Origin of the sequence: Stenotrophomonas sp. Ste96, from assembly GCF_024519495.1 — a bacterium.
Taxonomy (GTDB): domain Bacteria; phylum Pseudomonadota; class Gammaproteobacteria; order Xanthomonadales; family Xanthomonadaceae; genus Stenotrophomonas; species Stenotrophomonas bentonitica_A.
On sequence record NZ_JALJRX010000009.1, the window covers coordinates 60,073 to 74,240 of the forward strand.

Consider the following 14,168-nt stretch of genomic DNA (forward strand, 5'->3'; position numbering starts at 1 on the left):
CGCCTTCCGGTGAACCGTGGGGCACCGCGCCCCGCAGCGTCAGTTGGACAGGTGTTCGATCGCCGCCACGCTGCCCAGGCGGTCGCCCAGGCGCTTGAGCAGGGCCAGGCGATTGGCCCGCAGCGCGGGGTCCTCGGCATTGACCATCACCGCATCGAAGAACGCATCCACCTGCGGGCGCAGGCGCGCCAACCGGTTCAACACGCTCACGTAGTCCTTCTGGTGCAGGCTGGCGTTGCTGTCATCGATGGCCGCTTCCACCGCTTCGGCCAGTTCGCTCTCGGCCGGCTCGGCCAGCAGCGCCGGGTCGATCATGCCCGGGATCGCGCCCTCGGCCTTGCGCAGGATGTTGCGGATGCGCTTGTTGGCCGCGGCCAGTGCTTCCGCTTCCGGCAGCGCGGCAAAGGTGCCGATGGCATCGATGCGGCGGTCGAAGTCGTAGAGCGAGACCGGCTTCAGCTCGGCGACCGCGTTGAAGTGCGTGGCCGGCACGCCCTTGTCGGCGTAATAGCCGCGCAGACGATCGATCACGAAGTCGTACAGCTCCTGCGGCAGCGCCTCGGTCTTGCGCTCGGCACTGGGCTGCACGCCCGCCGGCAGGCCGGCGATGGCGGTGCCGACCAGCGCGCGCAGATCCAGATCAAACCCGCTCTCGATCACCGTGCGGGCCAGGCCCAGCGCATTGCGGCGCAGCGCGAACGGATCCTTGTTGCCGGTCGGCTTCAGGCCTGCGGCAAAGCCACCGGCCAGCGTGTCCAGGCGCTCGGCGATGGCCAGCACCTTGCCCAGCGGCGAGAGTGCGATGTCATCGCCACCGAAGCGCGGCTGGTAGGCCTCGTCGATGGCCAGCGCCACCTCCGGCGACTCGCCGCCGACCACGGCGTAATGCCGGCCGGCGATGCCCTGCAGTTCCGGGAACTCGTTGACCATGCGCGACTGCAGGTCGTTCTTGGCCAGCAGCGCCGCGCGCTTGGCCAGCACCGGGTCCACGCCGACCTGCGGCGCGATGGCCTCGGCCAGTGCGGCCACGCGGGCGACCTTGTCGGCCACCGAGCCCAGCTTGGCCTGGTAGGTGACGGTCTTCAGGCCGTCGCCCATGGCGTCCAGGCCCTGCTTCAGATCTTCGTCGAAGAAGAACTTGGCATCGGAGAAACGCGGACGGATCACGCGCTCGTAGCCCTTGGCCACTTCGGCCACGTCCTTGGATTCGATGTTGGCGATGCCGATGAACTTCTCGGTCAGCGTGCCGCCGGCATCGAGCACCGGGAAGAACTTCTGGTTGATCTCCATCGTCTCGATCAGCGCTTCCTGCGGGACCGCCAGGAACTCGCGCTCGAAACTGCACAGCACCGGCGCCGGCCACTCGACCAGGTTGACCACCTGCTCCAAGTTGTCCGGGGTGATGCGCGCCTGGCCGCCGGCCTGCGCGGCCGCCGCGTTGACCTGTTCGACGATGCGCGCGCGGCGCGCGTCGGCATCGACCAGCACGTAGGCGGCCTGCAGCGAGGCGACGTAGTCCTCCGGCGCGCTCAGCCGCACGGTCTTGTCGTGCATGAAGCGATGGCCGCGGCTCATGCGGTCGGCCTTCAGGCCCAGCACCTCGGCCTCGATGATGTCCGGGCCGTGCAGCAGCACCAGCCAATGCACCGGGCGCGCGAAGCCGTAGGTGTGGCTCCCCCAGCGCATGGGCTTGGGAATCGGCATCGCCGCGATCGCCTCGCGCAGGATCTCCGGCAGCAGGGTCGCGGTGCGCGCGCCCGGCGTGGTGGAGCGGTGCACGAAGCGCTCGCCCTTGGCATCGGTGGTGCGCTCCAGCGCGGTCCAGTCGATCCCGGCCTTGGCGGCGAAGCCCTGCAGCGCCTTGGTCGGCTGACCCTCGGCATCCAGCGCGATGTTCAGGTACGGGCCCAGCACTTCGCTGTGCTGTTCCGGCTGCTCAACGGCCACGCCGGGCAGCAGCACGGCCAGGCGGCGCGGGGTCGACAGCGGCTTGGCATCGCCACGTTCGATGGCCACGCCACGCTTGGTCAGGCCGTCGACGATGCCATCGAAGAAGGCCTGGGCCAGGCCCGGCAGCGCCTTGACCGGCAGTTCTTCGGTACCCAGTTCAATCAGCAGCGGCTGCATCGTGCTCATGCCTGCACCTCCTTGGCGGCGACGGCTTCCAGGCGCTTGGCCTCGTACAGCCTGGCCACGGCCTGGGCCAGCGCGCGCACGCGCAGGATGTAGCGCTGGCGCTCGGTCACGCTGATCGCGCGGCGCGCATCCAGCAGGTTGAAGGCATGGCTGGCCTTGCAGACCTGCTCATAGGCCGGCAGCGGCAGGCCGACATCGACCAGCTTCTGCGCCTCTTTTTCGCAGGCATCGAAGCGATGGAACATTTCATCCACGTCGGCGTATTCGAAGTTGTAGGTGCTCTGCTCGATCTCGTTCTGCAGGTACACATCGCCGTAGGTGACCGGGGTGCCATCCGGACCGTAGGTCCAGATCAGGTCATAGACGTTGTCGCAGTTCTGCAGGTACATGCACAGGCGCTCCAGACCGTAGGTGATCTCGCCGAGCACCGGCTTGCATTCCAGGCCACCGGCCTGCTGGAAATAGGTGAACTGGGTGACTTCCATCCCGTTCAACCACACTTCCCAGCCCAGGCCCCAGGCACCGAGGGTCGGCGATTCCCAGTTGTCCTCGACGAAGCGCAGGTCGTGCACCAGCGGGTCGATACCCAGCGCCTTGAGCGAATCCAGGTACAGCTGCTGGATGTTGTCCGGGCTCGGCTTCATCGCCACCTGGTACTGGTAGTAGCGCTGCAGGCGGTTGGGGTTCTCACCGTAGCGGCCGTCGGTCGGGCGGCGCGAGGGCTGCACGTACGCGGCGTTCCAGCTTTCCGGACCGATCGAGCGCAGGAAGGTGGCCGGGTGGAACGTACCGGCACCGACCTCCAGGTCCAGCGGCTGGATCAGCACGCAGCCCTGCTGTGCCCAATACTGGTTGAGGGTCTGGATCAGGCCCTGGAAAGTGATCGGAACGCTCTTCGTGACGGACATGCGGCGGATTCTTGCCTGCAGGAGGGGTGCGCTAGTATAGCGACCGACCGCACGGGCCTTCCGTGCCTTGGGGAATTGGAGGATGGATCCACGCCTGCCCGCGGCCATTGCCCGTGTTCCTGCGCCGGCCGTGCCCCTGCCGCACGGCCGCCTGGACTTCGACCAGGTCGCTGCAGCACTGGTCGCCGATGGCCTGGTCGCCCCTGCCGATCTGGAGCGGATCCGCTTCTCCGCCCCGGGCGCACGCAATGCCAGCGAGGTCCATCCACTGGTTCTGCTGGCCAACCTGAAGCTGGGCGCCAGCGGCGGCGGTGAACTCGGCCTGGAGCGCCTCAGCGAATGGCTGGCCCAGCGCGCGGGCGTGCGCTACCTGCGGGTGGACCCGACCCGGGTCGACGTCTCGGCGGTCACCGCCCTGGTCTCCCATGCCTATGCACGCCGCCACCGCTTCCTGCCACTGGCCGTGGACAGCGAGCGCGTGCTGGTCGCCACCAGCGAACCGCTGGCCCAGGAGTGGCTGCGCGACCTGCAGCACCTGAGCCGCCGCCGGATCGAGCTGGCGATGGTCAACCCGCTCGACCTGCACCGCTACACCATGGAGTTCTACGGGGTCACGCGCTCGGTACGCGGCGCCCGCGGCGATGTCCGGGGCGAGGCCAGCAGCACCCTGCCCAGCTTCGAGCAGCTGGTCGAGCTGGGCCGCGCCGGCGACGTCAACGCCGACGACCAGCACATCGTGCACATCGTGGATTGGCTGCTGCAGTACGCCTATGAGCAGCGCGCCTCGGACATCCACCTGGAGCCGCGCCGCGACATGGGCCGCATGCGCTTCCGCATCGATGGGGTGCTGCACAAGGTGTTCGAGGTGCCGCCGGCGGTGATGACCGCTGTGGTCAGCCGGATCAAGGTGCTGGGCCGGATGGACCTGGCCGAGCGTCGCCGCCCGCAGGATGGCCGCATCAAGACCCGCTCGCCCGGTGGGCGCGAGGTGGAAATGCGCCTGTCGACCATGCCCACTGCGTTCGGCGAAAAGTGCGTGATGCGCATCTTCGACCCGGATGCCGCCTTCAAGAGCATCGACCAGCTGGGTTTCAGCCCGCAGGAAGCGGCTGGCTGGAGCGCCCTGGTCGAGCGCCCGCACGGCATCGTGCTGGTCACCGGGCCGACCGGCTCGGGCAAGACCACCACCCTGTATTCCACGCTGAAGCGGCTGGCCACACCGGACGTGAATGTCTGCACGGTGGAAGACCCGATCGAAATGATCGCGCCGGAATTCAACCAGATGCAGGTGCAGACCAACATCGATCTGGACTTCGCCAGCGGCGTGCGCACCCTGCTGCGGCAGGACCCGGACATCATCATGATCGGCGAGATCCGCGACCTGGAGACCGCGCAGATGGCGGTGCAGGCCTCGCTGACCGGCCACCTGGTGCTGTCCACCCTGCACACCAACGATGCGCCCTCGGCGATCACCCGCCTGCTGGACCTGGGGGTGCCGCACTACCTGCTCGCCTCCACCCTCAACGGGGTATTGGCCCAACGCCTGGTGCGCACCCTGTGCACCCACTGCAAGGTGCCCACGGTGCTCTCGGCCGAGCAATGGGCGGTGTTGGCTGATGCCGATGCGGCATTACCTGAGGCACCCACGCCATATGCACCGGTCGGCTGCATCGACTGCCGGCGCACCGGTTTTCTCGGCCGCGTGGGCCTGTATGAGTTGCTGCCATTGGGTTCCAGCCTGCGCCGGCACATCCGCGCGGACATGGATCTGGCCGCCTTCAACCGTGCCGCACGTGCTGAAGGGGTACGAACCCTGCGCCGCGCAGGGCTTGAAAAGGTAGCGGCAGGGCTGACTACAATCGAGGAAGTCCTCTCGGTCCTGCCTCCCCCGGATGAATTCCGCCCCGTTCCTGATTCTTGAAACCGGCCAACCCGTCGCCTCGCTGCGCCGCTACGGGCGGTTTTCGCACTGGATCCGGGTCGCGGCCGGGCTCGACGCCGACGAGACCGTGGTGGTCGATGTCGAGCACGGCGGCACCCTGCCCAGCCACCGCGATTTCGCCGGCGTGATCGTCAGCGGCTCGGCCGCCTATGTCACCGACCGCGCCGACTGGAGCGAGCGCAGCGCGCAATGGCTGCGCGATGCCGCCCACGACGACCGCCCGGTGTTCGGCATCTGCTACGGCCACCAGCTGCTGGCCCACGCGCTGGGCGGCGAAGTCGCCTACAACCCGGCGGGCCGCGAATCGGGCACGATCGAGCTGGCGCTGGATCCGTCAGCGATCGACGATCCGCTGTTCAGTGGCCTGCCCGCGCGCTTCCCGGCGCACGCCACCCACCTGCAGACGGTCCTGCGCGCCCCCGAGGGCGCGGCGATCCTGGCGCGCTCGGCGCAGGACAACTGCCACGCCTTCCGCTGGGGCGCGCATGCCTGGGGCGTGCAGTTCCACCCCGAGTTCGCCACCCACCACATGCGCGGCTATGTCCGCGCCCGCGCCGAGTGCATCCGCCAGCACGGCGGCTGCGCGCGCCGCGTCGCCCGCGAGGTCAGCGCCGCGCCGCTGGCCCGCCAGCTGCTGCGCCGTTTCGTCCGCCAGGCGCGCAACGCCTGAGGCCAGCACCGGCAAGGCACCGGGCGCAACGCAGCGTCCGCGCCGCGCTGGGCGGCCTTCAGGTCACGCGCCGGGAAAACAGGGATAATCGACGGCAATCGGGCGTTCGCGCCTCCTCCCCTGTCCCCGGAATGTTATGAGCGAGATTCGCAAGCTGCCGGCCTCCGCCGGCGCGGAATGGCTGGTGTCGGGTTTCACCCTGCTGCGCAAGGCGCCGCTGGCGCTGGGCCTGCTCGGCGTGATCTGGGCCGTGGCCGCGTTGCTGGTGATGTCGCTGGCGATGGTGAGCCCGGCGCTGAGCACACTGGCGCAGCTGTTGATGGCGCTGGCCGGCCCGTTGTTCTTCGGTGGCCTGGTCTGGGCCGTGCGCGAAGTGGACCAGGGGCGCGTTGCACAGCCTGCGCACCTGCTGCAGGGGCTGCATGAAGGCCGCGCCCTGAACCTGCTCGCCTCGCTGCTGCCGCAGCTGGTGGCCGGCCTGTTCCTGGGCGTGCTGCTGCTGGTGCTGATCGGTAGCAGCGGCCTGCAGCACCTCAGCGAGGTGATGGTCCAGCTCAACACGATCAGCCAGTCCGGCGCGCAGCCGGACCCGGCGCAGATCGAAGAGTTGATGGCGAGCCTGCCGGCGATGCGCATCCTGCTGTGGCTGGCGCTGGTGGTGGTCACCTTCCTGGCCATGGCGCTGGCGCTGTTCACCCTGCCGCCGCAGGTGATGTTCGAGCACCGCAACGGCCTGCAGGCGATGCGCCTGAGCCTGCGCGCCTGCCTGCACAACGTGCTGGCGATGGTGGTGTTCTTCCTGCTCGCCTTCGTGGCGGTGTTTGCGATCTACTTCGGCGTGATGCTGGTGGCCCTGATCGCGCAGCTGATCGGCGGCACCATGCTCGCCCTGTTCGTCGCGCAGCTGCTGCTGATGGGGGTGGTGATGCCGGTGTTCGCCGGTGCCATCTACACCGCGTGGAAGCAGATGTTCGGCCAGCAGGGTCCGCAGACCCCGCCGCCGATGCCCGGCCCGAACAACGTTTTCGCGGCCTGATCAAAACAAAACCCCGGCCAAGGCCGGGGTTTTTGTTTGTGCCTCACTCCGGCTGTGCTTTCCCACCGGGGCGTGGCACCAGCCAGCGTGCCGCATGGATGCCCAGTTCGTAGAGCAGGCACATCGGAATGGCCAGCATCAGCTGCGAGACCACGTCCGGCGGCGTCAGCACCGCGGCCAGCACGAAGATGCCGACGATCGCGTAGCCGCGGCCTTCCTTGAACTGCTGCGGCGTGATCCAGCCCAGCAGCACCAGGATCACCATCGCCACCGGCAGCTCGAAACTGGTGCCGAAGGCGAAGAAGATCGCCAGCACGAAATCCAGGTAAGCCGTTGCGTCCGGAGTGATCGCGATCACCTCCGGGCGGAACGTGGTCAGGAAGTGGAACACCGCCGGCAGCACCAGGAAGTACGCGAACGCGCAGCCCAGATAGAACAGCAGGACCGACGAGGCCAGCAACGGCACGGCCAGGCGTTTTTCGCGGGCATACAGGCCCGGTGCCACGAACGACCACAGCTGGAACAGCAGCCACGGCACGGCGATGAACACCGCTACGAAGAAGGTCAGCTTCAACGGCGCGAAGAAGGCACCCGCAGGATTGGTCGCGATCATCGTCTGCCCGTTCGGCAGCTGCGAGATCAGCGGTTCGGCGACCATCGTGTAGATCTGCCGCGAGAACGGCATCAGCCCCAGCAGCACCACGCCCAGGCCGATCAACGCGCGCACCAGGCGCGCACGCAGTTCAATCAGGTGTTCGACCAGCGAGCTCTCGCTGCTTTCATGCTCGCTCATCGCGGTGCCTCGTCGTTCGGCGGCGTGGGCGTGGGCGCATGCGCCGCGGCATCCGTCGATGGCGGCAGCGGTGCCGACACGTCCGCACGGGGCGCACTGCCATCGATCCCGGGCGGAGCCATCGCATCGCGCGGCGGCTCGACCTCATCGGTCGCCACCGCATGCTGGGCCACGCTGGCCGGAGAACCTGGCGCCGGGCCGGTCATCACCGGCGCGTCGTCCGCGGCGGCGGCAACGCCCTCGCCGTGACGCGCCACGTCCTGGCGCATCTGCTCGGCCTCGCGGCGCACCGCTTCGCCGCTGGCGCGCAGCTGCGACTCGGTATCGCGTACCGAAGACTTCACATCATCGAACTGGCGCTTGATCTCTTCGGCATGCAGCTCGCGCTCAAGCTCCTGCTTCACCGAATCCCACTGGTTGCGGGCACGGCGTACCCACAACCCGGCGAAGCGGGCCGCCTTGGGCAGCCGCTCGGGGCCGAGCACGACCAGGGCCACCACCGCGATGACCAGCAGTTCACTGAAACCGATATCGAACACGCCAAGCCGCCCGGATCAGCGCGGGTCGCGGTCGTGCTCGGTCTGCGACGTCGTCGTCGAGTCCTGCGGACGCGAGCTGTCGCTGAGCTGCGCGTTCGGCTTGTCCTCGTCGCGCATGCCCTTCTTGAATTCCTTGACGGCGCTGCCAAGGTCCTTGGCGCCGCTGGTCAGTTTCTTGGTGCCGAACACCAGCAGAACGATGACCAGCACGACCAACCAATGCCAGATGCTGAAACTGCCCATGACTCGCTCGTTACGTAGTGATCAGACGGTTGAGCATAGCGCACCGGCGGTAAGCCGGCGCGCGTGACGAAAGTCAGTTGCCGTCCAGCGATTCGGTACGGACTTCACCGTCGCCGACCGGCTGGAAGCCCTGCTGCGGGGCCGGTTGCGCCGGCACGGACTGCAACGGGGCGGTGGTCGCGCCAGCGGCGGCCGGGGCCGGCGCCTGTTCAGGTCGGACCGGCACGGCAGCGGCGCGCGGCGCCGGGGCCGGTGCAGGCGCGCTGCCGGCGGTGCCGCGTTTCTCGCGGGCGGTGTAGGTGGCTTCTTCCAGGCGATCGCGGAAGGCGACCACGTCCACCGACGGCGGCTCGCCGACGCGGCCTTCGAACACCATGCGCGGCGTGGTGTTGCTGCCGTAGGCATCCAGATTGGCGGCATCGTCGATCTGCAGCACGGCGCCATCCAGCGCCACACCGGCGAACAGCCCGCGGGCGCGCGACCAGGACCAGATTTCGGCCTTCAACTGGCCATCGGTGGCGGCCGCCGCGTTGCGGCCGACAGGACCGGCGGCGACACCGGCATCGGCGCCCAGGGTGAATTTGCCGTTGACGAGATTGTCCAGGCTGCGGTCATTGCGGAACACCAGCACCACGTCGGAGGACTGCACACCGGCCTGGAAGCCGATGCTGCCGCCGGTGAGCTTCACGAACACCGGGTTGGACCAGCTGCCGTCGGGCGTCTTGACCGACATCAGGCCGTGGCCGCGACGGCCACCGATCACCAGGCCGGCTTTGATGGTGTCAGGGATGACGACGACCGCGCGACCTTCGTCGAGCAGCTTGTCGGGAATCCCCTGCTCGGGGATGCCCTGGATTTCATTCAGGACGCGCACGGCATTGCGGGCGCGCTGGTCCTCCTGTGGCCCGGCCATGGCCTGGGTCGACAGCAGGCTGGCGGTGATCAGCAGTACAAGGCTGAGGCGGCGCATGGGTGGGCTCCAGAAAGTCGATTCATACAAGATAGCGGCACGTTCGACCGGGGTCGATACGCTTCTGGACGTTAGAAGCCCGGCGATGAATCGGCAATGAGTATTCCGGGCTATCGAAATGCCTGCTGGATCGTGTTCATCATCCAAATCCATCCCGCCAATCGCGCAGACCTGCGAGAATGGCGACATGCTCGACGCACCCGACACCGCCGTGCTGGCGGTCAATCTAGGCACGCCCGAGACGCCAACCGCCCCGGCGGTGCGTCGCTACCTGGCTGAGTTCCTCAGCGATCCGCGCGTGGTCGCGATTCCGCCACTGTTCTGGAAACCCTTGCTGTACGGGCTGATCCTGCCGTTGCGCAGTGGTCGATCGGCCGCCAAGTACGCCCAGGTCTGGCTGCCGGACGGCTCCCCGCTGATGGTCTACACCCGCCGGCTGGCCGAGGCCATGCAGGGCCTCATGCCGGACCTGCGGGTGCGTCATGCGATGCGCTACGGTGCGCCGGCGCTACCGGCCGAGCTGGATCGGCTGGCCGCCGAGGGCATCAAGCGGATCGTGGTGCTGCCGCTGTATCCGCAGTATTCGACCACCACCACCGCCTCCATCGAGGATCAGGTGCGCCAGTGGCAGCCGGCACATCCCGGCGTCACCGTGACCCTGGTGCGCGATTACGCGGTCGATCCGGACTGGGTCGCCGCCGTCGCCGGCAGCATCCGCCAGTGGTGGGAGCACCACGGTCGCGGCGAGAAGCTGGTGTTCTCTTTCCATGGCATCCCGCAGCGCCTGGCCGATGCCGGCGATCCGTATCCGCAACGCTGCGAGGCCAGTGCGCGAGCGATCGCGCAGGCCCTGGAGCTGACCGACGATGCCTGGCAGTTGACCTACCAGTCGCGGTTCGGCCGCGAGAAGTGGCTGCAGCCCTATGCCGAGCCCACCCTGTGGGCAATGGCAGACAGCGGCGTGCGCAGCATGGACGTGGTCTGCCCGGGCTTTGCCACGGACTGCCTGGAAACGCTGGAGGAAGTGGCGATGGGCTTTACCGAAACCGTGGCCCAGCGCGGCGCGACCATGCGCTACATCCCCTGCCTCAACGATGCGCAGGCGCATGCACTGGCGCTGTCGCGACTGAGCATCGCGGCGCTGGCATGACCCTGCAGCCGTTCTCCCTGGCGGTTGCCGGCAGCACCGTGGCCGGCCTGCGGTCGCCTGTGAGCGGTGGCCTGCGTGTGCTGGCGCTGCACGGCTGGCTCGACAACGCGGCCAGCTTCGTGCCGTTGGCCGCGCAGCTGCCCGGGCTCGAGCTGGTGGCGATCGATCTGCCCGGGCACGGCCACAGCGCGCATCTGCCGCCCGGCACGCAATACAACACACCCGGTGCGATCTGCCATGTCCTTGAAGTCGCCGATGCGCTGGGCTGGGATCGCTTCGTGCTGCTCGGCCATTCGATGGGCGCGGGCATCGCCAGCCTCACCGCGGCAGCCGCACCGGAGCGCGTGGAGCGCCTGATCGCGATCGAGGCGCTCGGCGGCCTGCGCGGTCCGGAGAATGAGACAGCACAGCGTCTTCGCGAACACGTGCGCGCCGCGCGTGCACTGTCCACCCGCAGGCTGCGTGTGTTCCCCGATCTGGCTGCGCCGATCCGCGCCCGCATGATGGCCAACCAGCTCAGCGAGCCGTGCGCACGCCTGCTGGTCGAACGTGGCGTCAAACCGGTCGAGGGCGGGTACAGCTGGTGCAGCGATCAACGCCTGATGCTGCCCACCGCAATGCGCCTGAGTGAGGCGCAGATCGACGACCTGCTCGCCGCGATCGAGTGCCCGACCCAGGTGATCTACGCCACGCCGGCGCAGCCGTATTACCCCGAGCCGCTGCGCAGCCAGCGCATCGGGCTGCTGCGCGAAGGCCGCCTGGCCGTGTTCCCGGGCACCCATCACCTGCACATGGAGCACCCGCAGGTGGTGGCCGAGGTGATCCAGGGCTTCCTCGCCGGGTAAGCCTGCACGGTGCGACACACGGTCGCACTCAACTTATCCCGGCAGCGACCGATACCGAGGGTGCAGGCGATTTTCTCGACTGCACTGTCGTCGCTTGCTCCGCCGTTGCGAAGCCGCGCATCACCCAGGCTTCCAGGGAACGTCGTCGCAATGCCGGATTGGCCGTGCCATCGCCCACAGGACCGGGCCATGCCGGCGGTGATCGCCACCGCCGACGCGGCGTTCGCTGTGTGCTCCCTACGCGCCTCCCTGCTTCCTTTCGCTGCTGCGCCCACCGGATCGCCGGTGAGGGGTGCGGCACCCGCCTGTGCGCGCGAGCGCCGCAGGATTTCTGCTTTCTGATGATTCTGGAGCCGCCATGTCCGCCCTTCCCGTTGCCTCGACCCGCCCACCCGATCTGCTGCGCACGCGCACGTCCCGACCGTTCGCGGACGCGGCCTGTCTGATCACCGCGGGGCTGCTGATCGCCGCGGCCGTGATCGCTGCGGTCTGGCAGCGGCAGCCCTGGGCGCTGCTTCCGGTCGCGATCGCGGGGCTGCTGCTGGGCCTGGTGGCGCTGCGTGTGAGGCAGCAGGGTCATGCCCTGCGGCAGGCAGAGACGCGAGCGCTTTCGCTGGCCACAGAGGCGGCGCGCGCGCAGGCGCGCGACAGCGTCGACCACGCCCACGATGCCCAGGTGCGGCAGGCGCTGGATGTCTCCCGCACGGCGATGATGATTGCCGACAACGACCACGTGATCCGCTACGTCAACCAGTCGGTGGTGACGCTGCTGCGCAACCAGCAGGCCAGTCTGCGCGAGGCCTTCCCCGATTTCGACGCCGAGCGCCTGGTCGGCAGCAGCATCCACCGTTTCCATGCCAACCCGGACCGTATCCGCGGCATCCTCAACACCCTGATGGCCACCCATCATGGCCGCGTGCGGATCGGCCCGGTGCATTTCGCCCAGGTGGTGACGCCGGTGTTCGATGCGCAGGGCCAGCGCCAGGGCTTCGCGGTGGAGTGGCATGACCGTACCCACGAGCTGCTGCTGGAGACCGCCGTGGCCGACATCGTCGAGGCGGCCAGCAAGGGCGACCTCGATCGTCGCCTGCAGGCCACCGACGGCGGCGCCGGCTTCCTCAATGGCCTGACCGGCGGCATCAACCAGTTGCTGGACAGTGTTGGTGGTACGGTCGGCGAGATCCGCCGCATGCTTTCCGCGCTGGCCGACGGCGACCTGGGCCAGCGCATGCGCGGCGACTTCCACGGCTCGTTCCAAGCCATGCAACGCGATGCCAACGCGACCGCCGAACAGTTGACCGCGATGGTCGAGCGGATCAAGCGGTGCACCGGCTCTATCTCGCTGGCCGCCAGCGAGATCGCCAGCGGCAACGATGACCTCTCCGAGCGCACCGAACGCCAGGCCGCACATCTGGAGGAAACCGCCGCCTCGATGGAAGAGCTGACCTCGACCGTCCGCCAGAACGCCGAGCATGCGCGCCAGGCCAGCGCGCTGGCCCACGGCGCACATGACGTCGCCACGCGCGGCAGCCAGGTGGTGGGCCAGGTGGTGACCACCATGGACGCCATCCAGAGCGCCTCCCACCGGATCGGCGACATCACCCGGGTGATCGACGGCATCGCCTTCCAGACCAACATCCTGGCACTCAACGCGGCGGTGGAAGCCGCGCGCGCCGGCGAGCAGGGCCGGGGCTTCGCCGTGGTCGCCAGCGAAGTGCGCAGCCTGGCGCAGCGATCGGCCGAAGCGGCCAAGGAGATCAAGGGCCTGATCGAGGCCTCCGTGGAACAGGTCGCCGAGGGCGCCCGTCTGGTCCAGGACGCCGGACAGACCATGGGCGAGATCGTCACCCGCGTCGCCAGTGTCAGCGGCATCATGGCCGAGATCTCTTCTGCGTCGCAGGAGCAGGCGGCCGGCATCGACCAGGTCAACCAGACCGTGGCGCAGATGGACGATGCCACCCAGCAGAACGCGGCGCTGGTCGAGGAAGCCAGTGCTGCGGCGCGGTTGCTGGAAGCGCAGGCTGCCGACCTGACCCAGGCGGTCGCGGTGTTCCGCCATCAGGAACAGGCCTACCGCGCGGCCGCAGTGGCCTGATCGGCGTCAGTCCAGCACGCGCCGCGGCGCGTCCTGCAGTCAGGCGGCGATGCGTTCGACCGCCTGGCTGAAGGCATCGCGATCGTTGCGCTCGGTGACTTCGCCCCATTGCCGCGTCGCCAGTATGTTCTGCTGGCGAACAGCGCCTGCCTGGATACCGCCAGGTGCACGCCGGCGGCCTCTGCTTGGCCAGCATCCAGATTCAAACGCCACGCATTGACCTGCAAGCCGACTCCCGGGCCGATCCGCGCGACCCGCTGACCGATCCCGCCCAGTCGGCAGCCCCAGGCGTGCGCCGTGCAGATCACGACCGACGCTCTGCTGCCACGGTCCTTGCACACGCAGCGCGTTCGCCTCCGGCACCAGATTCCGCATTACCGCCAGGATCAGCACCCAGGTCAGTTCCATCGCCGGTTGGGGATGGCTGTCGGTTCCGCACACGACCACGCCTTGCGCCTTCGCGGCGGTGATCGGCGTGCGCATGCGCATCACCCCCGTGTCCCGGCATCCTGCGAGTGCGGTCACCAGCGCATCCCCGGTGTGGGGCGTCGCCGACCTGCGTATCTGCACGGCATCGGCGAGCCAGTGCCAATCGGCGGACGAGATCGCCACGCCCCCCGGGTGGTCGTCGAGAATCACGCAGGTCAGCGGGGTGGAGTTGTCCGTCATCAGCAGCCATGACGGTACGTCTGCATGGCGACGTGCTTTACAGACAGCTGCGCCAGACACCGGCAGGGCGTGCCTGGTTGCCGGAAGGCGGCGGAGCCAGGCGCTGAATCGCGGACAAAAAGAAAACCCCGCTGCGTGAGCAGCGGGGTTTTCGGGTAAAAACCCTGGCGAT

Annotated in this window: 13 protein-coding genes; 6 read left to right on the forward strand and 7 right to left on the reverse strand. The window is 68.5% G+C overall.

Translation table 11 applies throughout. The features are described from left to right. Positions 1-39 precede the first annotated feature (39 nt). Together glyS and glyQ are read right to left on the reverse strand one after the other, a co-directional pair. Entirely contained in the window at positions 40-2,136 is a 2,097-nt protein-coding gene (glyS, locus tag OC373_RS17355) for a glycine--tRNA ligase subunit beta (protein ID WP_261998181.1), read from the reverse strand. Then, positions 2,133-3,044 (reverse strand): glycine--tRNA ligase subunit alpha, encoded by a 912-nt coding sequence (gene glyQ, locus OC373_RS17360; protein WP_070426246.1) that lies wholly within the window; start codon positions 3,042-3,044, stop codon positions 2,133-2,135. The genes glyS and glyQ overlap by 4 nt, the downstream gene beginning before the upstream one ends. An 82-nt stretch (positions 3,045-3,126) precedes the next feature. Here glyQ and OC373_RS17365 point away from each other — a divergent pair, with 82 nt between their 5' ends. The 3 genes from OC373_RS17365 to OC373_RS17375 all read left to right on the forward strand — a co-directional run bounded on the left by OC373_RS17365 (position 3,127) and on the right by OC373_RS17375 (position 6,692). Further along, positions 3,127-4,965 carry a GspE/PulE family protein gene (locus OC373_RS17365; RefSeq protein WP_046272963.1) on the forward strand — a complete coding sequence of 613 codons (1,839 nt, stop codon included), beginning with the start codon at positions 3,127-3,129 and terminating at the stop codon, positions 4,963-4,965. After that, positions 4,937-5,656, forward strand: a complete 720-nt coding sequence (locus tag OC373_RS17370) for a glutamine amidotransferase (protein WP_019185590.1) — start codon at positions 4,937-4,939, stop codon at positions 5,654-5,656. Before OC373_RS17365 ends, OC373_RS17370 begins: the two co-directional genes overlap by 29 nt. Before the next feature lie 136 nt (positions 5,657-5,792). Next, positions 5,793-6,692 (forward strand): BPSS1780 family membrane protein, encoded by a 900-nt coding sequence (locus OC373_RS17375; RefSeq protein ID WP_070426249.1) that lies wholly within the window; start codon positions 5,793-5,795, stop codon positions 6,690-6,692. Positions 6,693-6,735: 43 nt separating this feature from the next. On the opposite strand, the gene tatC is transcribed toward OC373_RS17375, so the two are convergent. The 4 genes from tatC to OC373_RS17395 all read right to left on the reverse strand — a co-directional run bounded on the left by tatC (position 6,736) and on the right by OC373_RS17395 (position 9,237). Then, entirely contained in the window at positions 6,736-7,485 is a 750-nt protein-coding gene (tatC, locus tag OC373_RS17380; protein ID WP_019185588.1) for a twin-arginine translocase subunit TatC, read from the reverse strand. Beyond that, complete coding sequence (tatB, locus tag OC373_RS17385; RefSeq protein WP_261998182.1) at positions 7,482-8,024, reverse strand: Sec-independent protein translocase protein TatB; 543 nt, start codon at positions 8,022-8,024, stop codon at positions 7,482-7,484. The genes tatC and tatB overlap by 4 nt, the downstream gene beginning before the upstream one ends. Before the next feature lie 15 nt (positions 8,025-8,039). After that, complete coding sequence (tatA, locus tag OC373_RS17390) at positions 8,040-8,267, reverse strand: Sec-independent protein translocase subunit TatA (protein WP_019185586.1); 228 nt, start codon at positions 8,265-8,267, stop codon at positions 8,040-8,042. 73 nt (positions 8,268-8,340) lie between these two features. Beyond that, positions 8,341-9,237 (reverse strand): YSC84-related protein, encoded by an 897-nt coding sequence (locus OC373_RS17395; protein WP_261998183.1) that lies wholly within the window; start codon positions 9,235-9,237, stop codon positions 8,341-8,343. A 187-nt stretch (positions 9,238-9,424) separates the two neighbouring features. On the opposite strand from OC373_RS17395, the gene hemH reads away from it, so the two are divergent. The 3 genes from hemH to OC373_RS17410 all read left to right on the forward strand — a co-directional run bounded on the left by hemH (position 9,425) and on the right by OC373_RS17410 (position 13,327). After that, entirely contained in the window at positions 9,425-10,387 is a 963-nt protein-coding gene (gene hemH / locus OC373_RS17400; RefSeq protein WP_019185584.1) for a ferrochelatase, read from the forward strand. Beyond that, the gene (locus tag OC373_RS17405) at positions 10,384-11,232 is read left to right on the forward strand and encodes an alpha/beta hydrolase (protein WP_070426252.1); all 849 of its coding nucleotides are present in this window, start codon (positions 10,384-10,386) and stop codon (positions 11,230-11,232) included. The genes hemH and OC373_RS17405 overlap by 4 nt, the downstream gene beginning before the upstream one ends. A 358-nt stretch (positions 11,233-11,590) precedes the next feature. Next, positions 11,591-13,327 (forward strand): methyl-accepting chemotaxis protein, encoded by a 1,737-nt coding sequence (locus OC373_RS17410; RefSeq protein ID WP_315985475.1) that lies wholly within the window; start codon positions 11,591-11,593, stop codon positions 13,325-13,327. A gap of 39 nt (positions 13,328-13,366) precedes the next feature. On the opposite strand, the gene OC373_RS17415 is transcribed toward OC373_RS17410, so the two are convergent. Continuing rightward, complete coding sequence (locus OC373_RS17415; protein ID WP_261998184.1) at positions 13,367-13,996, reverse strand: hypothetical protein; 630 nt, start codon at positions 13,994-13,996, stop codon at positions 13,367-13,369. Positions 13,997-14,168: the final 172 nt, after the last annotated feature.

Coding starts and splice junctions, on each gene's coding strand:
- OC373_RS17395 (WP_261998183.1), bottom strand. CDS start 9,237: ATGCGCCGCCTCAGCCTTGTACTGCTGATCACCGCCAGCCTGCTGTCG.
- OC373_RS17370 (WP_019185590.1), top strand. CDS start 4,937: ATGAATTCCGCCCCGTTCCTGATTCTTGAAACCGGCCAACCCGTCGCC.
- glyS (WP_261998181.1), bottom strand. CDS start 2,136: ATGAGCACGATGCAGCCGCTGCTGATTGAACTGGGTACCGAAGAACTG.
- tatC (WP_019185588.1), bottom strand. CDS start 7,485: ATGAGCGAGCATGAAAGCAGCGAGAGCTCGCTGGTCGAACACCTGATT.
- hemH (WP_019185584.1), top strand. CDS start 9,425: ATGCTCGACGCACCCGACACCGCCGTGCTGGCGGTCAATCTAGGCACG.
- OC373_RS17375 (WP_070426249.1), top strand. CDS start 5,793: ATGAGCGAGATTCGCAAGCTGCCGGCCTCCGCCGGCGCGGAATGGCTG.
- glyQ (WP_070426246.1), bottom strand. CDS start 3,044: ATGTCCGTCACGAAGAGCGTTCCGATCACTTTCCAGGGCCTGATCCAG.
- tatA (WP_019185586.1), bottom strand. CDS start 8,267: ATGGGCAGTTTCAGCATCTGGCATTGGTTGGTCGTGCTGGTCATCGTT.
- OC373_RS17365 (WP_046272963.1), top strand. CDS start 3,127: ATGGATCCACGCCTGCCCGCGGCCATTGCCCGTGTTCCTGCGCCGGCC.
- OC373_RS17405 (WP_070426252.1), top strand. CDS start 10,384: ATGACCCTGCAGCCGTTCTCCCTGGCGGTTGCCGGCAGCACCGTGGCC.
- OC373_RS17410 (WP_315985475.1), top strand. CDS start 11,591: ATGTCCGCCCTTCCCGTTGCCTCGACCCGCCCACCCGATCTGCTGCGC.
- OC373_RS17415 (WP_261998184.1), bottom strand. CDS start 13,996: ATGACGGACAACTCCACCCCGCTGACCTGCGTGATTCTCGACGACCAC.